Origin of the sequence: Plantactinospora mayteni, assembly GCF_016862935.1 — a bacterium.
Classification (GTDB): domain Bacteria; phylum Actinomycetota; class Actinomycetes; order Mycobacteriales; family Micromonosporaceae; genus Plantactinospora; species Plantactinospora mayteni.
On record NZ_BONX01000035.1, the window covers coordinates 55338 to 78617 of the forward strand.

The 23280-nt window shown below is 72.7% G+C and carries 17 protein-coding genes and 2 pseudogenes; 13 read left to right on the forward strand and 6 right to left on the reverse strand.

Going from position 1 to position 23280, the window contains the following annotated elements; genetic code table 11:
• Positions 1–3: 3 nt before the first annotated feature.
• Complete coding sequence (locus tag Pma05_RS24865; protein ID WP_203859886.1) at positions 4–612, forward strand: TetR/AcrR family transcriptional regulator; 609 nt, start codon at positions 4–6, stop codon at positions 610–612.
• Positions 613–766: 154 nt separating this feature from the next.
• Here Pma05_RS24865 and Pma05_RS24870 read toward each other — a convergent pair whose 3' ends face one another.
• Both Pma05_RS24870 and Pma05_RS24875 read right to left on the reverse strand, forming a co-directional pair.
• Positions 767–2719, reverse strand: coding sequence for a helix-turn-helix domain-containing protein (locus Pma05_RS24870; RefSeq protein ID WP_203859887.1), 1953 nt, complete (start codon positions 2717–2719; stop codon positions 767–769).
• A gap of 135 nt (positions 2720–2854) precedes the next feature.
• Positions 2855–3700 (reverse strand): 3-hydroxybutyrate dehydrogenase, encoded by an 846-nt coding sequence (locus tag Pma05_RS24875; protein WP_203859888.1) that lies wholly within the window; start codon positions 3698–3700, stop codon positions 2855–2857.
• A 247-nt stretch (positions 3701–3947) separates the two neighbouring features.
• Between Pma05_RS24875 and ruvC the strand changes: the two are divergent.
• The 9 genes and pseudogenes from ruvC to Pma05_RS24915 form a co-directional block, all read left to right on the forward strand.
• Positions 3948–4460, forward strand: a pseudogene (ruvC, locus tag Pma05_RS24880) (crossover junction endodeoxyribonuclease RuvC); the annotation flags it as partial.
• A 98-nt stretch (positions 4461–4558) separates the two neighbouring features.
• Positions 4559–5161 carry a Holliday junction branch migration protein RuvA gene (gene ruvA / locus Pma05_RS24885; protein WP_203859890.1) on the forward strand — a complete coding sequence of 201 codons (603 nt, stop codon included), beginning with the start codon at positions 4559–4561 and terminating at the stop codon, positions 5159–5161.
• Positions 5158–6177: pseudogene (locus tag Pma05_RS44065) on the forward strand (LAGLIDADG family homing endonuclease); the annotation flags it as partial. The gene ruvA and the pseudogene Pma05_RS44065, both read left to right, overlap by 4 nt.
• A 15-nt stretch (positions 6178–6192) precedes the next feature.
• Positions 6193–7233, forward strand: coding sequence for a Holliday junction branch migration DNA helicase RuvB (ruvB, locus tag Pma05_RS42770; protein WP_425567789.1), 1041 nt, complete (start codon positions 6193–6195; stop codon positions 7231–7233).
• 178 nt (positions 7234–7411) lie between these two features.
• Positions 7412–7705, forward strand: a complete 294-nt coding sequence (gene yajC / locus Pma05_RS24895; RefSeq protein WP_239313026.1) for a preprotein translocase subunit YajC — start codon at positions 7412–7414, stop codon at positions 7703–7705.
• Between the two features lie 156 nt (positions 7706–7861).
• Positions 7862–9799: a protein translocase subunit SecD gene (gene secD, locus Pma05_RS24900; protein ID WP_203859892.1), complete on the forward strand. Its 1938-nt coding sequence runs from the start codon at positions 7862–7864 to the stop codon at positions 9797–9799.
• A gap of 1 nt (position 9800) precedes the next feature.
• Positions 9801–11027 (forward strand): protein translocase subunit SecF, encoded by a 1227-nt coding sequence (gene secF, locus Pma05_RS24905; protein WP_203859893.1) that lies wholly within the window; start codon positions 9801–9803, stop codon positions 11025–11027.
• Positions 11028–11106: 79 nt separating this feature from the next.
• Positions 11107–11670 (forward strand): adenine phosphoribosyltransferase, encoded by a 564-nt coding sequence (locus tag Pma05_RS24910; protein WP_203859894.1) that lies wholly within the window; start codon positions 11107–11109, stop codon positions 11668–11670.
• 203 nt (positions 11671–11873) lie between these two features.
• Positions 11874–14597 carry a RelA/SpoT family protein gene (locus tag Pma05_RS24915; RefSeq protein WP_372441556.1) on the forward strand — a complete coding sequence of 908 codons (2724 nt, stop codon included), beginning with the start codon at positions 11874–11876 and terminating at the stop codon, positions 14595–14597.
• A 120-nt stretch (positions 14598–14717) separates the two neighbouring features.
• On the opposite strand, the gene Pma05_RS24920 is transcribed toward Pma05_RS24915, so the two are convergent.
• Together Pma05_RS24920 and Pma05_RS24925 are read right to left on the reverse strand one after the other, a co-directional pair.
• Positions 14718–15545 (reverse strand): peptidylprolyl isomerase, encoded by an 828-nt coding sequence (locus tag Pma05_RS24920; protein WP_239313029.1) that lies wholly within the window; start codon positions 15543–15545, stop codon positions 14718–14720.
• A gap of 64 nt (positions 15546–15609) precedes the next feature.
• Positions 15610–16554, reverse strand: a complete 945-nt coding sequence (locus tag Pma05_RS24925; protein ID WP_203859895.1) for a peptidylprolyl isomerase — start codon at positions 16552–16554, stop codon at positions 15610–15612.
• Positions 16555–16901: 347 nt separating this feature from the next.
• Here Pma05_RS24925 and Pma05_RS24930 point away from each other — a divergent pair, with 347 nt between their 5' ends.
• The 3 genes from Pma05_RS24930 (at position 16902) to Pma05_RS24940 (ending at position 20071) form a co-directional block, all read left to right on the forward strand.
• A complete protein-coding gene (locus Pma05_RS24930) occupies positions 16902–17654 on the forward strand; it encodes an MBL fold metallo-hydrolase (protein WP_203859896.1) in 753 nt (250 codons plus the stop codon).
• Positions 17655–17694: 40 nt separating this feature from the next.
• A complete protein-coding gene (gene hisS, locus Pma05_RS24935; RefSeq protein WP_203859897.1) occupies positions 17695–19056 on the forward strand; it encodes a histidine--tRNA ligase in 1362 nt (453 codons plus the stop codon).
• Positions 19057–19123: 67 nt separating this feature from the next.
• Positions 19124–20071, forward strand: a complete 948-nt coding sequence (locus Pma05_RS24940) for an acyl-ACP desaturase (protein ID WP_203859898.1) — start codon at positions 19124–19126, stop codon at positions 20069–20071.
• Between the two features lie 67 nt (positions 20072–20138).
• Here the strand turns inward: Pma05_RS24940 and Pma05_RS24945 are convergent, their stop codons facing one another.
• Together Pma05_RS24945 and Pma05_RS24950 are read right to left on the reverse strand one after the other, a co-directional pair.
• Entirely contained in the window at positions 20139–22478 is a 2340-nt protein-coding gene (locus Pma05_RS24945) for an ABC transporter permease (RefSeq protein WP_203859899.1), read from the reverse strand.
• The gene (locus Pma05_RS24950; protein WP_203859900.1) at positions 22475–23167 is read right to left on the reverse strand and encodes an ABC transporter ATP-binding protein; all 693 of its coding nucleotides are present in this window, start codon (positions 23165–23167) and stop codon (positions 22475–22477) included. Before Pma05_RS24950 ends, Pma05_RS24945 begins: the two co-directional genes overlap by 4 nt.
• Between the last annotated feature and the right edge of the window lie 113 nt (positions 23168–23280).

The following is a 23280-nucleotide window of genomic DNA, read 5'->3' on the forward strand; positions in this document are numbered from 1 at the left end:
ACAATGGTTAACGTGACGGAAACGACGGATGCTCCGCGGACGCCAGGACGCCCGCGGAGCATCCGCGCGGACGAGGCGATCCTGGAGGCCGCGCTCGACCTGCTCGCCGAGGGCAGCAGCCTCGAGACGCTGTCGATCGAGGCGATCGCCGGGCGGGCCGGGGTGGGCAAGGCGACCATCTACCGGCGCTGGTCCGGCAAGGATGCCCTGCTCCAGGACGCCCTGCGCCGGCTGAAGCCGCCACCGCCGCCACCGCCCGGCCGGTCCGTACGCGAGGACCTGATCGCGCTGGTCGGCAACACCGGGCACAACCCGGATCCCCGGATGCGGCAGATCATGCCCTGCCTGATGCCCACGATCACCCGCAGCCCGGACCAGTACCGGCTCTACCAGGAGCTGGTCGAGCCTCGGCGGCGGATGATCCGCGAAGTGCTGCGCCGGGGGATCGAGCTCGGCGAGCTACGGGCCGACCTCGACGTCGAACTCACCCTCTCGCTGCTCACCGCCCCGCTGCTGACGCAGCGGCTGCTCCGCGCCCAGCCCGACCTGGACGAGCGCGACCTCCCGGCGCGGGTCGTCGACGCGGTCATCACCGGCATCGCCGCCCGCTGACTCGTCGGTCCGGACGGTGCCGTCGCCCGCCGACCGATCGGTCGGGCTGGTGCCCGCCGGCATTGCCACTCGCTGATCGACTAATCCGGCTGATGCCCGCCATCACCGTCGCTCGCTGAGACCAGCGCCGCCGGGCCGACGCGGGTCGATGCGGTCAGGGCAGGGCGGTGCGGCTGTCCGGGCCGCCCCGGCCGGACGAGGCACGCAGCCGGTGCAGGCGCAGCGCGAGCTGCACCTCCAGCGCCCGCTCCGGCTTCTGCCACTCCGGCCCGAGTAGCTGGCCGACCCGGTCCAGCCGCTGGGTCACCGTGTTGACGTGCACGTGCAGCACCTCCGCCGCCCGGGCCAGGCTGCCACCCACCCCGAAGTACGCCTCCAGGGTCTTCACCAGCGCGGTGCCCCGGCGGGCGTCGTAGTCGACCACCGGACCGACGGTGTCGACCAGGAACCGGGCCACCTCCCGGTCGCCGCCCTCCTCGACCGCGCCGAGCAGCAGCCCGACGAAGCCGAGTTCGGCGCTGCTGGCACCCTCGCCGGCCCGACCCAGCGCGCGCAGCGCCGTCAGGCACCGCTCGGCCTCCCGGGCTGCCCCGGCCAGCGAGGCGGGTCCGGTCGCCGGCCCGCCCGCCCCGGCGGTGACCGGCCGGCCCAGCGCCCGGGACAGGTCCCGGACCACGGTCCGGGCCGCCGAACCGGCGTCGCCGCCCGGCAGCATCAGCACCGCCCGGCCGTCCCGGGCCGCCGCCAGGCCACCCTGGGCCGAGGCGTACGTGCTGGCCCACGAGGTGACCCGCTGCCGGACCGACGTGCTGCCGGCCATCGCGTCGTCGCCGACCGAGACGAGTACGTGCGGGGCGTCCAGGTCCACGCCGAGCCGGCGGGCCCGGCCGCGCAGCGCGGCGACGTCGAGTACCGGCCGGGCGATCAGGTCGTCGAGCAGTTCGCCCCGGACCCGCCCCTCCGCCTCGGCGACCGTCTGCCGGAACAGCAGCAGCAGCGCGGTGACCAGTGCCGCCCGCTCCAGGATCCGCTGGTCGGCGTCGACCAGCTCCTCCTCCGGGCGGGAGACCAGGGCGCCGAGGTTCTCCGTACCGGCGACCACGGCCGCGTACCAGCGGTCGCCCCGGCGCACGCTGCGCCCCTCGGTACGCGACGCCACCACCGCCTCGGCCAGGGCCGCCCGGTCCGGCTCGCCGATCTCGCCGACCCGGGCCAGCGTCCGGCCCTCGGCGTCCAGCGCCAGCAGCGCCCCGCCGAGCACCTCGGTCACCGCCGCCGCCACGTCCTCCACCCCGCCGCCGCGCAGCACCAGCGAGGTCATCCGGTCGTGTGCGGCGGCGGCCCGCTCCACCGACGCGCTGTGCGCCTGGATCGTCGAGTTGGCCGCCGACAGTTCCGCCAGCGCGGCCCGGGTCTCGGCGAGCAGCCGCGCGGTGTCGATCGCCACCGCCGCGTGCGCGGCCAGCGAGAGCAGAAGCGACACCTCCTCCCGGGCGAACGGCCGGGCCGACCGGTTGGCGGCGTAGAGCACGCCGATCACCCGGGAGCCGAGCCGCAGTGGTACCCCGAGGATGGCGACCAGCCCCTCCTCGCCGACCCCGGCGTCGATCTCCCCGGTGTGGTGGAACCTCGCGTCCTCCGGATAGTTCGCGGTCGCGTACGGGCTGCCGGTCTGGGCCACCAGCCCGCCGAGTCCGGCGCCCATCGGCAGCCGGAGCCCCTGGAACCGGGCCGAGATCGAACCGTCGGTGACCCGCATGTACGTGTCGCCCCGGTCGTCGTCGACCAGCGTCATGTACGCCACGTCGGTGCCGAGCAGGTGCCGGGCCCGGTGCACGATCGCCCGCAGTACGTCGTCCGAGTCGCGCAGCCCGGCCAGGTCGCTGGCGGTGTCGTACAGGCCGGAGAGTTCCGCCTCGCGGCGCCGCCGCCGTTCCAGCAGGGCCCGTACCCGCAGCGCCACCACCTTCGCCGCCTCGAGTTCGGCGAGCCGGTCGGCGGAGGCCCCGGCCGCCCGGGCGGCCACCAGCGGCCCCTCGAACTCGACCGGAGCGGCCTCCCGGGCCAGTAGCTCCAGAAACTCGATCGGCGAGGACACGGGCTCCATTGAACCCTTTTCAACCTCCCCTCGCGCGCCGTCGTGTCCCCGGGCGGAAGGCGGGGAGGATGCGCCGCGCGGTTCAGGTTGAAAAGGGTTCATTCTGCGGGAGGCGCCCACGTCCGGGCTCCGGGAGGCACCCACTCAGTTCGCCGTCCAGCCCCCGTCGAGGGGGATCGAGGCGCCGGTGAGGAAGGAGGCGGCGGGGGAGCAGAGGTAGGCGACGAGTTCGGCGACCTCCGCCGGCTCGATCAGCCGTTTGATCGCCGCCCGGGCCAGCATGATCTGCTCGATCACCTCGGTCTCGGGGATGCCGTGCGCGCTCGCCTGCGCGGCGATCTGCCCCTCGACCAGCGGCGTCCGGACGTACGCCGGGTTGACGCAGTTGGCCGTCACCCCGTGCGCGGCCCCCTCCAGTGCGACGACCTTCGACAGCCCCTCCAGGGCGTGCTTGGCGGAGACGTACGCCGACTTGAACGGCGAGGCGCGCAGCCCGTGTACCGACGAGATGTTGACGATCCGGCCCCAGTCGCGGGCGTACATGTGCGGCAGCGCCCGCCGGACGATGAGGAAGGGCGCGGTCACCATCACCCGGTGCAGGTGGTCGAAGCGTTCCGGCGGGAACTCGTCGAGCGGCGCGACGTGTTGCAGCCCGGCGTTGTTGACCACGATGTCCAGCTCGGGGTCGATCCGGTCGGCGGCACGGGGATCGGCGAGGTCCAGCCCGAGCGCCCGACCCCCGATCTCGGCGGCGACCGCCTCGGCCCGGTCGGCGTCCCGGTCCACCACGACCACCTTCGCGCCGGCCGCGGCCAGCCGGACCGCGCAGGCCCGCCCGATCCCGCTGGCACCGCCGGTGACCAGGGCGGTCCGCCCGGACAGGTCGAGCCGGACGACCTGCGGAACGCTCCGGTCGGCACCGGTCGGCGTCCCGGCCTCCCGCTGCCGCCGTCGCGCAGCCTGGTCGTCCGGACCGGGTTCTACCGTCATGGCCGAAAAGCTACGAGCCATCCGGGCGGCGGCACATGGGCGTCGGCCACATACTCCGGTACCGGCCTATGTGGCGACCTCCGGCACCCGGCTTCCGGCCTTCGGCGCCCGGCTTCCGGCACCCGGGCGGCCGCGACCGGGCCTGAGCGCTGATGATCGGGTACGGGCGTGTCGGCGTTTCCGGCTCCGGCCCAGGCCAGTAGGGTGTCGAACACACGTACGTGCTGCGGCACGGGGAGGGGGCGGCGTGCGGGTGCTCGGCGTCGACCCGGGGCTGACCCGGTGCGGGGTCGGCGTGGTCGAGGGCGTCCCCGGCCGGCCGTGCACCCTGGTGGCCTACTACGTCGTCTACACCGACCCGGCCGACGAGCTGCCGCTGCGCCTGCTGCACCTGGACACCGAGCTGACCCGGCTGGTCGCCGAGCACCAGCCGCAGAGCGTGGCGGTGGAGCGGGTCTTCAGCCAGCACAACGTGCGGACGGTGATGGGGACCGCACAGGCCAGCGCGGTGGCGGTGCTGGCCGGGGCCCGGGCCGGGCTGCCGGTGCAGACGTACACCCCGAGCGAGGTCAAGGCGGCGGTCACCGGTTCCGGCCAGGCGGACAAGGCGCAGATGATGTCGATGGTGACCCGGCTGCTGCGGCTGGCCGAGCCGCCCCGGCCGGCCGACGCCGCCGACGCGCTGGCGCTGGCGATCTGCCACATCTGGCGCGGTGGCACCCGGGCCAGGATCGCGGCGGCGGCCAGCGCGGTCCGGCAGCGCACGACGGCAGCGCCGGCCGCGTCCCGGGACGGCGCCCGCCCGGGTACGCCCCGGCGGTCCGCCCGGCCGACCCCGAAGCGACAGGGAGGAACGGGATGATCGCGAGTGTCCGGGGTGTGGTCGCCGGGCTGTCCCCGGACGGCGCGGTGATCGAGGTCGGCGGGGTGGGGCTGGCGGTGCAGTGCGCGCCGGGCACCCTGGCCGGGCTGCGGGTCGGCTCGCCCGCCCGGCTCGCCACCAGCCTGGTGGTCCGGGAGGACTCGCTGACCCTCTACGGCTTTGCCGACGACGACGAGAAGCAGCTCTTCGAGTTGCTCCAGACCGCCAGCGGGGTCGGCCCCCGGCTGGCCCAGGCGGTGCTCGCCGTGCACGCCCCCGACGTGGTCCGCAAGGCGGTCGCGAACGCCGACACCGGCACCCTGACCCGGGTCCCCGGGATCGGCAAGAAGGGGGCCGAGCGGCTGGTGCTGGAGTTGCGCGACCGGATCGGACCGGTCCCGGTCGGCGCCGACGGTGCGGCGGGGGTCACCGCCGGGGCCTGGCCGGAGCAGGTCCGGCAGGCGCTGGTCGGGCTCGGCTGGACGGCGTCCCAGGCGGACCAGGCGGTGGCGGCGGTCGCGGAGACCGTCGACGGTGAGGTCCCGCCGGTGCCCACGCTGCTGAAGCAGGCGATCCGGTTGCTGGGCAGGACCCGGTGACCGACCCCGAAGGGCTCGTCTCGGCGTACGCGAGCGACGCGGAGCGGGACGCCGAGGTCACCGTACGCCCGAAGCGGCTCGCCGACTTCATCGCCCAGCACCGGGTACGCGACCAGCTCGACCTGCTGCTGCGCGCCGCGACGGGCCGGGGCACCCCACCGGACCACATTCTGCTCTCCGGCCCTCCTGGCCTGGGCAAGCCGGTCTCGGTCGAGGCTCTGGTTCTGCTCGCCGACGGCACCCGGCGCCGGCTGGGCGACATCGTGCCGGGGGACCGCGTGATCACCCGCACCGGGCGCCCCGCGCTGGTCGAGGCCGTGCACGAGCAGGGTGAACTCGACTGCGTGCGGATCCGGACAACGAGCGGCCGGGAGGTGGTGGCGGCGCCGGACCACCCGTTCTGGACCACGAACGGATGGATGAAGGCCGGCGACCTGACCGACCGGGACGTGTTGGCGAACGTGTTGCGCCCCGAGTTGACGGCCGGCGGTGCCGAGTCGACCGACGAGTTCCGGCTCGCCGGCTATCTGATCGGCGACGGCTGCACGTCCAACCAGGTCACCTTCACCGGCAGCGACCCGGACGTGCTCGCCGACTTCCGGTCGGTGTGCGACCGGCTCGGTCATCCGCACCGGACCCGTCCGAACAGCGCCCGCAGCTCCGTCGTCCGGATATCAGGGCTGCGTGGCTGGCTCGCCGAGCACGGCCTGCTGGACAAGACGGCCTGGCACAAGCGGGTCCCGCCGTTCGTCTACCGGGGCGACGAGTGGCAGGTGGGTGCCTTCCTCGGGGCGTACTTCGCCTGCGATGGATCGGTGAGCCGACGCGGGCGCGACCGGTACGACGTGGTGGTCGAGTTCCACAGCGTCTCGCGCGGCCTGCTCCAGGACGTGCAGCACCTGCTGCTTCGGCTCGGCGTCCAGTCCCGGCTGAAGCTGAAACGGGGCCGCCACCAGGGGAGGCCGCACGAGTCCTGGCGGTTGAGCGTCACCAGCCAGGACGATGTCGCGCGCTTCGTCGAGCGGATCACCGTGCTCGGCGAGCGCGGCCGGCGGCTGGCGGAGTGGGCGCCCCGTCGGGACCGGTTCGAGGAGAGTCTCGCCGCCGACCGGGTCGGCTCGGTCGAGCCGGCCGGGCTGTGTCCGTGCCGGTGCCTCACCGTCGCCGACGACCACACCTTCACCGTCAACGACCTGGTCGTGCACAACACCACCCTGGCGAACATCGTCGCCGCCGAGCTGGGTGCGGGGATCCGGGTGACCAGCGGCCCGGCGATCGAACGCTCCGGCGATCTGGCCGCGATCCTGACCAGCCTTGCCGAGGGCGACGTGCTCTTCATCGACGAGATCCACCGGATCGCCAAGCCGGCCGAGGAGCTGCTCTACAGCGCGATGGAGGACTTCCGGGTCGACGTGGTGGTCGGCAAGGGGCCGGGCGCGACCGCGATCCCGCTGGACGTCGAGCCGTTCACCCTGGTCGGCGCGACCACCCGGTCGGGGCTGCTGACCGGTCCGATGCGGGACCGGTTCGGCTTCGTCGCGCACCTCGACTTCTACTCCCCGGACGAGCTGGACGTGCTGATCCAGCGGTCGGCGCGGATCCTGGGGGTGCCGAGCACCGAGGGCGGTTCGGCGGAGATCGCCGGCCGGTCCCGGGGTACGCCCCGGATCGCCAACCGGCTGCTCCGCCGGGTACGCGACTTCGCCGAGGTCCGGGCGGACGGGACGGTGACCCGGGAGACCGCCCAGGCGGCGCTGCGGGTCTACGACGTGGACGAACTGGGGCTGGACCGGCTGGACCGGGCGGTGCTGACCGCGCTGGTCGACTCGTTCCGGGGCGGCCCGGTGGGCCTGTCGACCCTGGCGGTGGCGGTGGGGGAGCAGCCGGACACCGTCGAGGAGGTCTGCGAGCCCTTCCTGGTCCGGGCCGGTCTGCTGGCCCGTACCCCCAGGGGGCGGGTGGCCACCGAGGCCGGCTGGCGGCATTTGGGGCGCACACCGCCAAATGGTACATTTGGTGCGAGCGGGCCCGCGGTGCCCGACCTCTTCTCCGCGGGGTCCCAGGAGGTGTGATCCGTTCGTGATCCGTGCCGCATTCGGCGTTCTCAGGTGCAGGGACTAGACTCGCCGCGGTTTGTACAGGACGTGAGTTCCTGCCTCCGCTCCGGCATGCTCGTGCCGCGACGAGGCCGATGGGAAGGTCATAACAGTGCCTTTGGCAGCAACGAGCGGCGGTGGAGCCGGGAGTTTCATGCCGCTCCTCATGATTGTCCTGCTCTTCGTCGTCATGTATTTCATGATGATCCGGCCGCAGCAGAAGCGGCGCCGCGAGGCCGAGCAGATGCAGTCCTCGATCGGCCCCGGCGACGAGGTGGTCACCATCGGCGGGCTCTACGGCACCGTCACCAGCGTGGACGACGAGACCATGATGCTCGAGGTGGCGCCCGGCGTGCAGACGCGGTACGCGCGGCCGGCGATCGCCCGGGTCGTCAAGAACGCGGAGCGGGTCGAGTCGGTGCCGGAAGAGGTCGACGCGAAGGAATGACCCACCCGCCTGACGGGGCAGGTTTGGCATCGAAGATAATAGATCGACGGGCCGGTGGGACCCCCACCGGTGCGGTACGCATGTCGCCGGACTCCGCCGGCGTCCGACCCGCCGCCCACCACTAGCGGCCGAACCGCGCAGGGAGACAGGACAGCCGTGGCACCACCTCAGGGACAGATGCGACCCGGGCGGCAGCTGGCCGTACTCGGGTTGATCTTCACCGTCCTCTACCTTCTGGTGTTCTTCGCCGCCGGGGCCAAGGGCAGCTGGATGGACCGGCTTGAGCCGAAGCTCGGCCTGGATCTCATCGGCGGCACCCGGATGACCCTGGAGGCGGCCACCGAGGCCGGCCAGGCGCCCCCTGCCAGCTCCCTGGAGGAGGCCCGGCAGATCATCCAGGCCCGGGTGGACGGCCGCGGCGTCGCCGAGGCGGAGGTGGTCACCGAGGGCAACCGCAACATCGTGATCTCCGTGCCGGGCCAGAACGCCGACCTCAACGACGTCGGCACCCCGGCCGAGCTGCGGTTCCGCAAGGTGCTCAAGACCGTCGACGGTGGCGGCCCGGTCAACGCCGCACCGTCGCCCGGTGCGTCGGCCAGCCCGGCCCCGTCCGGCAGCCCCACTCCCGACGGCAGCGCCGGCCCGTCCGGCAGCCCGTCTCCGGCCGTGACCTCGTCGCCGGGTGCCGGTGCCGGTGGCGGTCAGGGTGGCGGTGCCCCGGCCCCAACGCCAACGCCAACGCCAACGCCCACGCCGAGTGGCAGCGCCTCGCCGGCACCGAGCGCCTCGGCCAGCGCCGCCCCGGCGGCTCCGGCCGACCAGACCCTGGCGGAGCAGCGCGCGGCGGTGGAGCAGAAGGTCGGCGCCGGGGCATGGGCCGCCGCCACCGCGCTCCAGGCACCGGCCGACTACAGCGCGGACCCGGCGCTCGCCGAGAAGCTCAAGCCGTTCGCCGACCTGACCCCGCAGGAGATCCGGGTCCTGCCGGCGAGTGTGCAGTTCAACGTCCCGACCATCACCTGCGAGAAACTCGACCAGCGGGCGCCCGGCTCGATCAAGGAGTCGAAGGAGCAGGTGGTCGCCTGCGAGGGTGGCCAGCAGAAGAACCTGCTGGACGTCGCCAAGGTGGAGGGCACCGACGTCGACAACGCCAGCGGGGTGCTCGACCAGACCACCAGCCAGTGGGTGGTGAGCCTGGACTTCACCGGCGACGGGCAGGGCAAGTGGACCAACCTGACCCGCGAGGCGTTCAACAACACCGAGAGCCAGTGCGACCAGGCCGCCCTGGGTGACGAGGGCCGGTGCCGGGTCGCGGTGGTGATGGACAACCAGATCATCTCCGCGCCGGAGATCCAGGGTGTGCTGACCGGCGACTCCCAGATCACCGGCAGCTTCACCAACGCCTCCGCCAACGAGCTGGCCAGCCAGCTCCGCTACGGCGCCCTGCCGCTGACCTTCCAGCCGCAGGAGGCGCAGAACATCACCGCCACGCTCGGCACCGAGCACCTGCGGGCCGGCCTGCTGGCCGCCGGCATCGGCATGCTCCTGGTGATCATCTACGCCTTCTTCTACTACCGGCTGCTCGGCTCGGTGATCTTCCTCAGCCTGGTCCTCTCCGGCATCCTGGTCTTCGGTGCGCTGGTGGTGCTCGGCCGGCAGATCGGCTTCACCCTGACCCTGGCCGGGATCGCCGGCTTCATCGTCTCGCTGGGTGTCGCCGCCGACTCCTTCGTCATCTACTTCGAACGTCTGAAAGACGAGATCCGGGACGGCCGCAGCCCGCGTAGTGCGGTACCCCGCGCCTGGGCCCGGGCCCGGCGGACGATCATCTCGGCGAACGCCATCTCGATCATGGCCGCCGTGGTGCTCTACCTCGTCTCGGTCGGCACGGTGCAGGGCTTCGCCTTCGCGCTGGGCATGGCCACCATCCTCGACCTGGTGGTCGTCTTCCTGTTCCGGCATCCGATCATGACGATGTTCGCGCGTACTCCGGCGTTCCTGTCGCCGCGGGTCAGCGGGCTGGGTCGGGCGCTGCACACCCGGGACGACGACGAGGCGCCGACGACCGGCAAGACCCGCGTGAAGGAGGCCTGAGATGAGCAGGAGTGGGCTCGCCAGCCGCTTGTACCGCGGCGAAGCCGGTCTCGAGATCATCCCCCGCCGCAAGCTGTGGTTCGGCGTCTGCGGTGGGCTGGTCCTGCTGACCGTGCTGAGCTTCGTGATCCAGGGCTTCGCCCTCGGCATCGAGTTCAAGGGCGGCAACGAGTTCCAGGTGCCGACCTCGGTCGGCACCATGGAGCGGGCCGAGGCGGCGGTGCACAACGCGCTCGCCGACGAGTCGACGCCGGACGGGCCGGCCGAGCTGGTCTCCAGCCAGCAGGTCGGCGAGAGGACCTACCTGTTCCGGACCTCGCCGCTCGACCAGCAGCAGGCCACCGACGTACGGACGGCAGTCGCCGAGGAGTTGGGCATCGCGCCCAACGCCATCAGCGACAACCGGGTCAGCGCGGCCTGGGGTGCCCAGATCACCCAGCGGGCGCTGATCGGTCTGGTGATCTTCCTCGTGCTGGTCACCGGCTACCTGGTGCTCCGCTTCGAGCTGCGGATGGCGATCGCGGCGGTCTCCGGGCTCGCCCTCGACCTGCTGCTCACCGCCGGCATCTACTCGGCGGTCGGCTTCGAGGTGACCCCGTCGACCGTCGTCGGCTTCCTCACCATCCTCGGTTTCGCGCTCTACGACACCGTCGTGGTCTTCGACAAGATCCAGGAGAACACCCGGGGCATCACCGGCGGCAGCGGCCAGACGTACGCCGAGGCGGCCAACCTGGCCCTGAACCAGACGCTGATGCGGTCGATCAACACCTCGGTGGTCGCCCTGCTGCCGGTCGGTGGCCTGCTCTTCATCGGTGCCGGGCTGCTCGGCGCCGGCACGCTGAAGGACCTCGGCCTGGTGCTCTTCGTCGGTATGGGCGCCGCGTTCTTCTCGTCGATCTTCTTCTCCACGCCGGTGCTGGTGTCGCTGAAGGAGCGGGAGCCGCGGATCCGGCAGCACACCCAGCGGGTGCTCACCCGCCGGGCCGGCGGTGGCCGGGACGGCTCCGCCACCCGCCGCCCGGCCCGGCAGCCGGGCCAGGCCCGGCCGGCCGCCGAGACGCCGGCCGACGACGAGCCGGCGGCCGAGGAGGCGACGGTGCCGGCCGCCGAGGCGACCGCGCTGGCCGGGGCCGCGCCGAAGGTCGGCTCCCGGCCGACGGGCAAGCGGTCCGGTGGCGCCCGGGGCGGTCGCTCCGGCGGCAACCGGCCCGGTGGCAAGCGGCGCTGAGCCGGACGAACGGAACAGAAGGCGCCCGACGCGCCGCCCAGGCGGCGGGTCGGGCGCCTTTGCCCGGAAAGGACGAAGTGTGACGGAGACCCCGACCGAGGTACGCGGCGACAGCGGCCCGGTCACCGCCCAGTTGGTGGCCAGCCGGGTACTGGACGTGCCCGACTTCCCGAAACCCGGCATCGTGTTCAAGGACCTGATGCCGTTGTTCGCCGACGGTGCCGCCTTCCGGGAAGTGATCGACGACATCGTCGACCACCACGGCCGGGACTCGTTCGACGTGGTGGTCGGGATCGAGGCGCGCGGCTTCGTGGTGGCCGCCGCGATCGCGTACGCCACCGGGGTCGGGGTGGTGCCGGTACGCAAGGCCGGCAAGCTGCCCCGAGCCGCGTACGCCGCCTCGTACGCCCTGGAGTACGGCGAGGCCACCCTGGAGGTGCACCAGGACGCGTTCACGGCCGGACACCGGGTCCTGGTGGTCGACGACGTACTCGCCACCGGTGGGACGGCGCAGGCCACCCTGGATCTGGTCGAGCGGGCCGGCGGCACGGTGGCCGGGTTCAGCGTGCTGCTGGAGCTGAGCTTCCTGAACGGCCGTGACCGACTGGCGCCTCGGGCGGTTCATGCCCTGTTGACCGTTTAGTCCCCGGTGGCCGCCTCGACCGCTCCGTACGTCCGGAGGACGGTCACCAGGCGGTCCGGGCGGGTACGATTGCCATTCGTGGCCGGCCCGGGTGACAAGCCCGTGACTGGCGCAGCACCGGGTCGACCGGCTACGGTCGGGGCATTCCCGGCGAAGTGTTGAGGAGGCCGGTGTCTTCCGATGTCGCCCCTCCGGCGGAGGGCATGGTGCATCCCACCAACGAGGCTGATACTCCTGCCGACGTCACGACCGGCGCCGGTGGTGCCCAGCCTCCGGCCAACGGGTCCGTCCGGCCCGGCGGGCTCGCCGAGCCCGCGAAGCCGGCGGCTGCCGCCGAGCAACCCCAGACCGGTTCCGCGCCGGCCGGCGAGCCGCCCCGACCGCTCGGCCCGGCTCAGTCGGCCGCCGACAGTCAGGCCGCTGGCGTCGCGGTTCCGTCGCCCGGCACCGCGACCGCCCCGCCCCCCGGCGGCCCGGCCGCTCCGGCTGTCGATGGCGGCGTTCCGGCCACTCCCGTCGTCGACGGCGGCGTTCTGGCCACTCCCGTCGTCGACGGCGGGGTTCCGGCCGTGCCGGCGGGCATCGGCGCCACCGTGGGCACCGGAGTGGCCGGCGAGTTCGCCGGGATGGCGGGCGGGGTTCCGCAGCCGCCCCCGACGAGCTTCGCCCTGGCCAACGCACCCACCGGGCGCCGGGTCCGGGCCCGGCTGGCCCGGTTCAACGCGCCCTGGCAGACCCCGCAGGTGAGCGAGGTGCTGGAGCCACTGATCGCGACACACCGCGCGGCCCACCCCAAGGCGGACGCGCGGCTGCTGCAACGCGCCTTCGACACGGCCGCCCGGTGGCACTCCGGGCAATACCGCAAGTCCGGCGACCCCTACATCACCCACCCGCTGGCGGTCGCCACCATCCTGGCCAACCTGGGGATGGACACCACCACCCTGGTCGCCGCGCTGCTGCACGACACGATCGAGGACACCGACTACGGGCTCGACCAGATGCGCGCCGACTTCGGCGCCGAGGTCGCGCTGCTGGTCGACGGCGTCACCAAGCTGGACAAGGTCAAGCTGGGCGACGCGGCCAAGGCCGAGACGATCCGCAAGATGGTCGTGGCGATGGCCAAGGACCCCCGGGTACTGGTGATCAAGCTGGCCGACCGGCTGCACAACATGCGTACCCTGACCTTCCTGCCGCCGGCCAAGCGGGAGCAGAAGGCCAAGGAGACGCTGGAGATCCTGGCGCCGCTGGCGCACCGGCTCGGTATGAACACCATCAAGTGGGAGCTGGAGGATCTGGCCTTCGCCAACCTCTTCCCGAAGCGCTACGAGGAGATCAACCGGCTGATCGGGGAGCACCAGCCGCAGCGTGAGGCGCTGCTCCGGCAGGTGACCCAGAAGGTGCAGGTCGACCTCCGCGCCGCCAAGATCAAGGCGGAGACCACCGGTCGGCCGAAGCACCTCTACTCGATCTACCAGAAGATGATCGTCCGGGGTCGGGACTTCAACGACATCTACGACCTGGTCGGGGTACGCATCCTGGTCGACACGGTGCGGGACTGCTACGCGGCCCTCGGTGTGATCCACGCGAACTGGCAGCCTGTGCCGGGCCGGTTCAAGGACTACATCGCGATGCCGAAGTTCAACATGTACCAATCGCTGCACACCACGGTCATCGGGCCGAGCGGCAAGCCGGTCGAGATGCAGATCCGGACCTATGCCATGCACCGTACGGCCGAGTTCGGCATCGCGGCGCACTGGAAATACAAGGAGAAGAAGGGCGAGACGGTCGTTGGCCCGCCGGCCCACATCGACGAGATGACGTGGCTGCGGCAGTTGCTGGACTGGCAGCGCGAGGCGGCCGACCCGAGCGAGTTCCTCGACGCGCTCCGCTTCGACCTGTCCAGCCAGGAGGTCTACGTCTTCACCCCCAAGGGGGACGTGATCCCGCTGCCGACCGCCTCGACCCCGGTCGACTTCGCGTACGCGGTGCACACCGAGGTCGGGCACAAGTGCATCGGCGCGCGGGTGAACGGCAAGCTGGTGCCGCTGGAGTCGACGCTCTCCAACGGCGACGTGATCGAGATCTTCACCTCGAAGTCCGACACCGCCGGCCCGACCCAGGACTGGCTGGGCTTCGTCAAGAGCCCCCGGGCGCGGACGAAGATCCGGCAGTACTTCAACAAGGAGCGCCGCGAGGAGGCGATCGAGGCCGGCAAGGACGCGATCGTCAAGGCGATGCGCAAGCAGGGCATGCCGTTGCAGCGGATGCTGAGCACGGACAACCTGATGACCATCGCCCGCGACCTGCACCTGGCCGACGTCGCCTCGCTCTACGCGGCGGTCGGCGACAGCCAGGTCTCCGCCCAGTCCGTGGTGCAGAAGCTGATGGCCGGCTACGGCGGCGAGGAGGGGGCCGCCGAGGACCTCGCCGAGACCGCCGTCGCCACCCGCCCGCAGCGCCGGGGCAACAGCAACGACCCGGGCGTGGTGGTCCGGGGCGTCAGCGACGTCTGGATCAAGCTGGCCCGCTGCTGCACGCCGGTGCCGCCGGACACGGTCTTCGGGTTCGTGACCCGCTCCGGCGGGGTGAGCGTGCACCGGGACGACTGCGCGAACGCCGAGGAACTCAAGGTGCAGACCGAGCGCATCGTGGAGGTGAGCTGGCGGCTCACCTCGGCCTCGACGTTCCTGGTCGCGATCCAGGTCGAGGCGCTCGACCGGCACAAGCTGCTGGCGGACGTGACCCGGGTGCTCTCCGACGAGCGGGTCAACATCCTCTCCGCGACCGTGACCACCACCCGGGACCGGGTGGCGGTCAGCCGGTTCAGCTTCGAGATGGCCGACCCCAAGCACCTGGGGCACCTGCTCGCCGCCGTACGCAAGGTGGATGGCGTCTTCGACGCCTACCGGGTGACCTCGGGCGCCTGAGCCGCCCCGGGGACTCCTGGGGGTTCCCCGTCCACCGCTTCACCGAGCGCTACGACAACGGCGCCGCGCCACCCCTGATCGGGGGCGGCACGGCGCCGTTTGCCGACTACGTGTCCGAACTCAGCCGACCGGGGCGCTCATGGTCAGCGACTTGATCTGGACTTCCTTCTTCGGGTGGCCGCCACCGGCCTGCTGCGCGAACGCGCCGTCGTCACCGGCCGCGCCGACCTGGGCGACCAGGTCCAGGCCGCCGGTGACGGTGCCGAGCACGGTGTACGAGGCGGGGAGCTGCGAGTCGCCGTACACGATGAAGAACTGGCTGCCGGTGCTGCCCGGCTGACCGGAGTTGGCCATCGCGATCACCCCGGCCGGGTACGGCGGCCGCTTGTCCGTCGGCAGGTTCTCCTCGGCGAACCGGTAGGCCGGCCCGCCGGTGCCGTCGGTCTCCTTCCACTTGTCGCCGGTGACGCTCGGGTCGCCGCACTGGAGGACCTGGAGGCCCTGGGTGACCAACCGGTGGCACTTGGTGTTGTCGAAGAACTTCTTCTCGGCGAGGTGCGTGAAGCTGGCGGCGGTGCAGGGCACATCGCCGAGGTTGAGCTTGGCGGTGATCGGGCCGAGGCTGGTGTCGATGGTCATCGTCTGGCTGCCGGTGTTCTTCGCCGAGGTCGGCGGCAGCCCGACATCCTTGGTCGCCTCGTTGCGCTGCTCGGCCGGGATGTCGGTCCAGGCGCAGGTGGCCCCGCCTGCCTGGGTCGAGCTGTCCTGGTCGTCGCCGATGCTCATCACCAGCCACACCGTGCCGGCGACCACCAGCAGCAACGCCACCCCCGCGCCGATGCTGGCCTGCATTTGCCGGCGCTTGCGGGCGGCGGCGGCGCGCTCGGCCATCTCCCGTTCCAGCTTGGCCCGCGCCGCGGCGCGCTGCCGCTCTCTGGTGGACGTCACGGTGGCTCCTCCTGGACTATGTGCAGCGCGGCCGGGTCCGCGGCTGGGCTGGTCTCTGCGGTTCTCAGGACTGTCCGGCGACCGTCGGGCTGGCCGACGGCGGGGTCGGCGTCGGGGTCGCCGCCGAGGGTACCGCCGTCGGGTCGACCGACGCCGGCTCACCGACGGTGAGGCTCTGGATCACCACGTCGGTCTTCGGCTTGATTTTGACGCCAGAACCATTGTCCACGGTTTCCATGGCGCCGATCTTCTTGATCACGTCGAGCCCGCTGGTCACCCGGCCGACGATCGGGTAACTGGGCTGGGTCGGGCTGAAGTCCTTGACGAAGATCAGGAACTGGCTGCCGTTGGCGCCGGGCGGGTTGCCGATCATCGCGACGGTGCCGACCGGGTAGAGCGGTGCGGCGGGAGTGGTCGCGGTCGGGCTGGGGGACGGGCTGGCGCTGGCCGACGGGTCGGCGGACGGGCTCGCCGCCGGGGCGTCCGGGGTGTTCTCGCTGAAGAACGTGTACGTCGGGCCGCCCTGTCCGGTACCGCTCGGGTCGCCGCAGCGCAGCGCCCCCTCGGCGGTCAGCTCGTGGCACTTGGTGTTGTCGAAGAACGACTTCCCGGCCAGGTGGGTGAAGCTGGCCGCCGCGCACGGGGCGTTCGCCAGGTCCAGTTCGACGGTGACCGGGGCGCCCTGGTCCGTGGTGATCGTCATCGGCCGGGTGCCGGTGGTGGGCAGGTCCCGGGTGGGCGGGGTGCCGACGTCCTTCAGGTCCGTGTTCGCCTGGGCATCCTGGGTGGTCCAGGCGCAGGTCTCGGCGGCGGCGGTGTCGTCGGCCGGGTCGCGGTCGAAGCCGCCGAGCGCCCAGAACGAGCCCAGCACGATCAGCAGCAGCGCGACGGCGGAGCCGATACCGGCCCGGATCTGCCGCTTGCGCCGGGCGGTGGCCGCCCGCCGGGCCATCTGCCGGTCGAGCTTGGCCCGCGCGAGTTTGCGCTGCCGGTCCCTGCTGGAAGCCACCCGCGCTCCCCTTTCATGTGCCCCTGGTCGTCGTCTTACTTCTGGCCGTCGTGCCGCCGGTCGTCCTGCCCAACGGCACGATCCACCGCCCCGGCGTCAAGTGCGCCACGCCACACGCCCGCCAGAGTGTACGGGTAACGGCTGGGAAAGTGTTGTACGAGGTCACCCCGAAACCATCGGAGATTATCACTGTGTCTCCTGACGCCTCCCGGGGCAGGTGTATACGGGCGGCCGGTCGCTCGGGCCGCCCGATATGGTGGGGTCGAAACCGTCATTGAGACCTGAGTGCCAAACCGTCGTTGAGAGTGCCAAACCGTCACTGAGACCGTCGGATGGGAGGAGCGGACGTGCTCGTCGCCGGCTTCCCCGCGGACGCCTTCGGCACCAACTGCTATGTGCTGGCCACCGCGCCCGGGGAACAGTGTGTCGTCGTCGACCCCGGCATCGGGGTGCTGGACCGGCTCGACGATCTGCTGGCCGAGCATCGGCTGCGGCCGGCCGCCGTGCTGCTGACCCACGGTCATCTCGACCACACCTTCTCGGTAGCGCCGGTCTGCGGCGCCCGGGGCATTCCGGCGTACGTGCATCCGGGCGACCGCGAGCTGCTCGCCGACCCGGCCAAGGCGCTCTCGATGGACCTGACCCAGCTCTTCGGTGGCCGGCTGCCGTACGCGGAGCCGGAGGACGTGGCCGAGCTGACCGACGGGGCGACCCTGTCGCTGGCCGGGTTGGAGATCACCGTCGACCACGCGCCCGGCCATACCGGCGGGTCGGTGCTGTTCCGGCTGCCGGGCGTGGGCCCGGCCGTCCGGTCCGACCTGCCCCTTCCACCCGGCGTGGACTGGGCGGCGGAGCAGATCTGCCTGGCGGGCGACGTGCTGTTCGCCGGGTCGATCGGCCGCACCGACCTGCCGGGCGGCAGCCTGCCGACCATGGTGCGGAGCCTGCGGGAGAAGGTCCTCCCGCTCGCCGACGACACCGTCGTGCTGCCCGGCCACGGCCCCGCGACCAGCATCGGCCGCGAGCGGGCGAGCAACCCCTACCTGATCGAGGTCGCCGACCTCGACGGGTCACGGGTCGCGCCCACCCGGGGCTGGTAATCCCCGCTCGCGCGTTGGCGCGAGATCCGACAGGAGCAATATGAGCAAGCCAACACCGATCTCCGGCTTCCCGGAGTGGACGCCGCCGCAGCGGATGATCGAGCAGTACGTCCTCGAACGGATCCGCCGCACCTTCGAGATGTACGGCTTCGCGCCGCTGGAGACCCGCGCCGTCGAGCCGCTGGAGCAGCTCCTGCGCAAGGGTGAGACCTCCAAGGAGGTCTACCTGATCAGCCGCCTCCAGGAGGAGGGGGCGGCGAGTGCCGGCGAGGGCAGCCTCGGGCTGCACTTCGACCTGACCGTGCCGTTCGCCCGGTACGTGCTGGAGAACGCCGGCCGGCTCCAGTTCCCGTTCCGGCGGTACCAGATCCAGAAGGTCTGGCGGGGGGAGCGCCCGCAGGAGGGGCGCTACCGCGAGTTCCTCCAGGCCGACATCGACATCGTGGACCGGGACACCCTGCCGCCGCACCACGAGGCCGAGATCCCGCTGGTGATCGGCGACGCGCTCGGCGGCCTGCCGCTCGGCAACTCCGACGGCGGCCTGCCGCTGGATCGGCCGGCCATCACCATCCAGGTCAACAACCGCAAGATCCTGGAGGGCTTCTACCGGGGTGTCGGGCTGGCCGACCCGCTGGCGGCGCTGCGCGCGGTGGACCGGCTGGACCGGATCGGGCCGGACCGGGTGGCGGCGCTGCTGGCCGAGACGGCGGGGGCGACCGAGGCGCAGGCCAAGGCGTGCCTGGCGCTGACCGAGATCGCCACCTCGGATCCGTCCTTCGCCGACGCGGTACGCGGGCTCGGGGTCACCGACCCGATGCTGGACGAGGGGCTGGCCGAGCTGGTCGCGGTCATGGAGAACGCGGGGGCGCACGCTCCCGGGCTCTGCGTGGCCGACCTGCGCATCGCCCGGGGGTTGGACTACTACACGGGTACGGTCTACGAGACCCAACTGCGCGGGTACGAGCGGTTCGGTTCGATCAGCTCCGGCGGCCGGTACGACAACCTGGCCAGCGACGCCAACGTCCGGTTCCCCGGGGTGGGCATCTCGATCGGGGTCACCCGGCTGCTCGGGCTGCTCTTCGGCGCTGAGGCGCTCTCCATCTCCCGCAGTGTGCCGACCTGTGTGCTGGTGGCGCTGGCGGCCGAGGAGCGCCGGCCGGAGAGCAACCGGATCGCCGACGCGCTGCGCCGCCGGGGCATCCCGACCGAGGTGTCGCCGTCGGCGGCGAAGTTCGGCAAGCAGATCCGGTACGCCGAGCGGCGCGGCATCCCGTACGTCTGGTTCCCCGGCGCGGACGGGGTCGGCGACGAGGTGAAGGACATCCGCTCCGGCGACCAGGTCGCGGCGGCGCCGGACGTCTGGCAGCCGCCGGTGGCGGACCTCTGGCCGACGGTCGGCTGATCTTGCGGCGCCGGGGGTCCGGCCGTAACCTACGCGAACGTAACTTACGCAAGCGTAGGGAGAGTTCGTGACCGTCACCCCCACCGCACCGCTCAGCCAGGCTGCCCTGCTGATCGAGCTGGAGCCGGTCGTCGCGGACAACCTCGACCGGCACCTCCGGCTGGCCAAGGAGTGGTTCCCGCACGAGTACGTGCCGTGGAGTGAGGGGCGGACCTTCGACGGGATCCTCGACGGCGAGGCGTGGACGTCCGAGCACAGCTCGGTGCCCGAGGTGGCCCGGACCGCGTTGGTGGTCAACCTGCTGACCGAGGACAACCTGCCGTCGTACCACCACCAGATCGCGAGCCTCTTCGGCCGGGACGGCGCCTGGGGGACCTGGGTGCACCGGTGGACCGCCGAGGAGGGGCGGCACGGCACGGCGATCCGTGACTATCTCACGGTGACCCGGGCGGTCGACCCGGTGGCGCTGGAGCGGGCGCGGATGACCCACATGTCCGCCGGCTACGCCAACGCGCACGACGACGAGGTGCTTCACTCGCTGGCGTACGTCTCGTTCCAGGAACTCGCCACCCGGATCTCGCACCGCAACACCGGCCGGGTCACCGGCGACCCGCGCTGCGAACAACTTCTCACCCGGATCGCCGCGGACGAGAACCTGCACATGGTCTTCTACCGCAACCTGCTCGGCGCCGCCTTCGAGCTGGCACCGAGCCAGGCGATGCGGGCGGTCGCCGACGTGGTGGCCGACTTCCAGATGCCCGGCAACGGCATCGAGGGCTTCGCCCGCAAGTCGGTGACGATGGCGCTGGCGGGGATCTACGACCTGCGCCAGCACCGCGACGACGTGCTGCTGCCGGTACTGCGGCAGTGGGACGTCTGGAACGTCACCGGCCTGGACGCCGACGGCGAGGCAGCCCGCGAGCAGGTGGCGGCGCAGCTCGACGGGCTGGACCGGGCGGCGGCCCGGTTCGAGGAGAGGCGGGACGCCCGCCAGGCCCGCCGGGCCGGGGCCTGACCCAGCAAGCACGCCGGAACGGCCCGGTCCCGGGAGCCCCGGGACCGGGCCGTTCCGTTGTGGAGGGTCATTCCGTGCGGAGCCCGGTCGGCCGGAGCAGCCGCCACAGCACCGGCAGACTCGCCCCGGTCACCAGCAGCACCACGCCGGCCGCGATCCCCGACATGGCGCCGATGCTGGACCAGTCGAGGCGTACGGCCTGGCCGACGAGGGCCAGCAGGATGCCGCCGAGCGCCGTACCCAGCAGGATCGCCAGGGCCAGGCCGAGCAGCACCGGCAGGGCGGTCTGCCAGAGCACCGAGGCGCCGAGCGTGCCGCGCCGGGTGCCGAACGCCACCAGCACGGCGAGGCTCCGCCGCCGTTCCCGCAACTGTTCCAGGATGCCGACCAGCAGGCTGGCGCCGAGCAGCAGCAGGGTGGCGACGACTCCGACGTAGAGTCCCCGGCGGAGCTGGGCGAACCGGGTGACCTCCTCGGTGGCGCGCAGCGTCTGCACGTCGGCTCCCGGACCGATCCCGGCTGCCACGTTGCGGACCAGTTCGATGGTGTCCGGCCGGGCCAGGTCCATGGTGAGGTAGACCGTGGCCCCGAGCCCGTGCAGCGTGGCCGGGCCGAGTGCGCCGGGGGTGGCGAGCAGGCCGGTGACCCGGCTGCCGGATGGGTCGGTGCGGGTGGGCACGGTCCGCAGTCCGCTCGGGACGGTCCACCGGGTGGTCTCCGGGTCCCGGAAACCGAGCTCCACCTGCTGGCCGGGTGCCGGCAGGTCGGCCCGGGCCGGTGACTGATCGTCGACGATCTGGAACATGTCGCCGTCCACGCAGCGGTCTGGGCTGGCGAGTTCGCGTACGGCCGTGCAGTCGGCGATCCGCAGCAGGGTGCCGGGCCGCTCGCCGTACTCGTCGGGCACCGAACCGACCGGCGACACGGTGGCGTCCAGGACGCTGACCGCCCGGTCGACCCCCGGCACGCTCCGGAACCGCTCGGCCAGCGAGCCGGCGTCGGCCCCGGCGAGGTCGCCGCGGACCAGCACCATCGTCTGGGCGCGGCTGACATCCTGGCCGGTGGCCCGGACGTAGTCGTGCTGGACACCGGCGAAGAGCATCTGTAGGGCGATCCCGCCGGCCACCGCGACCGCGACCCCGCTGACCATCCGGGCCGAGGACTCGCTGTCGAGTTGCAGCCGGCGGATGGCGAGCTGCCACGAGACGCTGCCGCCGCGCAGCCGGCCGACCACGGCCTCGACCAGCCAGGGCAGCAGCGCGGCGACCCCGACCAGCAGCAGCACCACCCCGGTGATCACCTGGGCCTGGTTGACCGGGCCGCCGGTCTGGTCGATCCCGCCGCGCAGCGGGGCGAGCAGTGCGACGCCGACGATCGGCACGGTCAGCCGCCACCAGAGCCGACGTCGGCGATCGGCGGACCGGCGTACCACGCCGAGCGGTTCGACGACGATCCGGCGCAGCGCGAGTTGGGCGACCGCGACGGCGAGGGCCGGCACCGCCAGCACGATCAGCACGGTGAGTGCCGGGCTCGGCCGGACGTCCTCGGCGAAGGCGCTGATCCCCTCCAGCGTGACCCGTTCGACGAGTTGCCGGCCGAGCAGGAAGAGAACCGCACCGGCGAGTAGCCCGAAGACCGCGCCGACCAGCGCCTCGCCGGCCGCGACCCGTCGGGTCGTCACCGTGTCCGCGCCGACCAGCCGGAGCGCGGCGAGCCGCCGGTCCCGGGCCTCGCCGCCGAAGCGTACGGCGGCGGCGATGAAGACCGCGATCGGCAGCAGCAGCACCACGAAGATGATCAGGACGAGCAGCATCAGCACCGGGTCCAGGGCCTCGCCGCTCGGCTCGGTACCGAAGCGGTCGATCCGCATCGTGCCGCCGCCCGGTCGGAGCCGGTCCGTGCCGAGGTAGTAGGCGTATTCGTTGGGGCCGGAGAGGCCCCGGTCGGCGATGGTGCCGACGACGGGATGGGCGAGTCGGGGCCGGAGCAGCGCCCCGTCCGCCGAGTCGAGCAGCCGGGCCAGCGCGGGGGAGACCACCAGCTCCCCGGGGCCGGGCAGCCGGGTCAGCCCCGGTGGCACCGGCGGGTGCGCGCCGTCCGGCTGGAGCAGTCGGCCCCGGATCGCCGCGTCCCGATAGGTGGTGTCGGCCGCCATGACCAGCAGGGTCCGGTCGCCGGGCGGCGGCTGGTCGACGCCGAAGAACTGGTCGTCGCGGGCGGCGGTCCGCTCCGACCGGCCGCCCAACATGGTGGAGACGGAGGTGCTGGTCAGCAACAGGGCCACCCCGAGGCCCACCCCGAGCGCGGTCATCAGGGTCCGGAGCAGCCCGTTGCGGCCACCGGCGAAGACCAGCCGGGCGCCGAGGGCCAGGTCCGCCGCCCAGCCCGTGCCGGAACGCCGGCTCACCGGTCCGCCAGCACGGTCTCGCGGGTGCGGCCGTCCCGCACCACGATCTCCCGGTCGGCGTACGCGGCGACCCGCGGCTCGTGCGTGACCAGTACGACGGCGGCGCCGGCCTCCCGGGCAGCCCCGGTGAGCAGCCGCATCACCTGCTCGCCGTTGAGCGAGTCCAATGCACCGGTCGGCTCGTCGGCGAAGATCACCCGGGGTGCGGTGACCAGGGCCCGGGCCACCGCGACCCGCTGCCCCTGCCCGCCGGAGACCCCGCCGGGGCGCTGGCCGGCCACGTCGGTCACCTCCAGCCGGGCCAGCCACTCCGCCGCCCGGCGCTCGGCCTCGCGCCGGCGTACCCCGGCCAGCCGCAGTGGCAGCGCGACGTTCTCCAGGCAGGTCAGTTCGGGGACGAGTTGGCCGAACTGGAAGACGAAGCCGAACTCGCCCCGGCGCAGGGCGCTGCGCTCGGCGTCCGGCATCGCGGAGAGTTCCCGGTCGCGATAGCGCACCGCTCCGGCGTCCGGCCGGACGATTCCGGCCAGGCAGTGCAGCAGGGTCGACTTGCCGGAGCCGGACGGACCCATCACGGCCACCACCTCGCCGGCCCGGATCGCCAGGCTCGCCCCGTCCAGCGCCGGAGTCGCCCCGTACGCCTTGTGCAGCGCGACCGCGGCCAGCAGCGGCTGTTCCTCGGTGCTCATGCCGACACCTCGCGTCCGGTCGAACCGCCGCGCCGAGCCGCCGTTCCGGCCTGTGCTGCCGGTGGGCCGCCCTGCGGTGCCGCCGGTCCGGCCTGTGCTGCCGCCGGTCCGGC

Bases quoted from the DNA above. Each gene is read 5' to 3' on its own strand.
- Pma05_RS24865 (WP_203859886.1), top strand. From the start codon at position 4: ATGGTTAACGTGACGGAAACGACGGATGCTCCGCGGACGCCAGGACGC.
- Pma05_RS24870 (WP_203859887.1), bottom strand. From the start codon at position 2,719: ATGGAGCCCGTGTCCTCGCCGATCGAGTTTCTGGAGCTACTGGCCCGG.
- Pma05_RS24875 (WP_203859888.1), bottom strand. From the start codon at position 3,700: ATGACGGTAGAACCCGGTCCGGACGACCAGGCTGCGCGACGGCGGCAG.
- ruvA (WP_203859890.1), top strand. From the start codon at position 4,559: ATGATCGCGAGTGTCCGGGGTGTGGTCGCCGGGCTGTCCCCGGACGGC.
- yajC (WP_239313026.1), top strand. From the start codon at position 7,412: ATGCCGCTCCTCATGATTGTCCTGCTCTTCGTCGTCATGTATTTCATG.
- secF (WP_203859893.1), top strand. From the start codon at position 9,801: ATGAGCAGGAGTGGGCTCGCCAGCCGCTTGTACCGCGGCGAAGCCGGT.
- Pma05_RS24915 (WP_372441556.1), top strand. From the start codon at position 11,874: ATGGTGCATCCCACCAACGAGGCTGATACTCCTGCCGACGTCACGACC.
- hisS (WP_203859897.1), top strand. From the start codon at position 17,695: ATGAGCAAGCCAACACCGATCTCCGGCTTCCCGGAGTGGACGCCGCCG.
- Pma05_RS24950 (WP_203859900.1), bottom strand. From the start codon at position 23,167: ATGAGCACCGAGGAACAGCCGCTGCTGGCCGCGGTCGCGCTGCACAAG.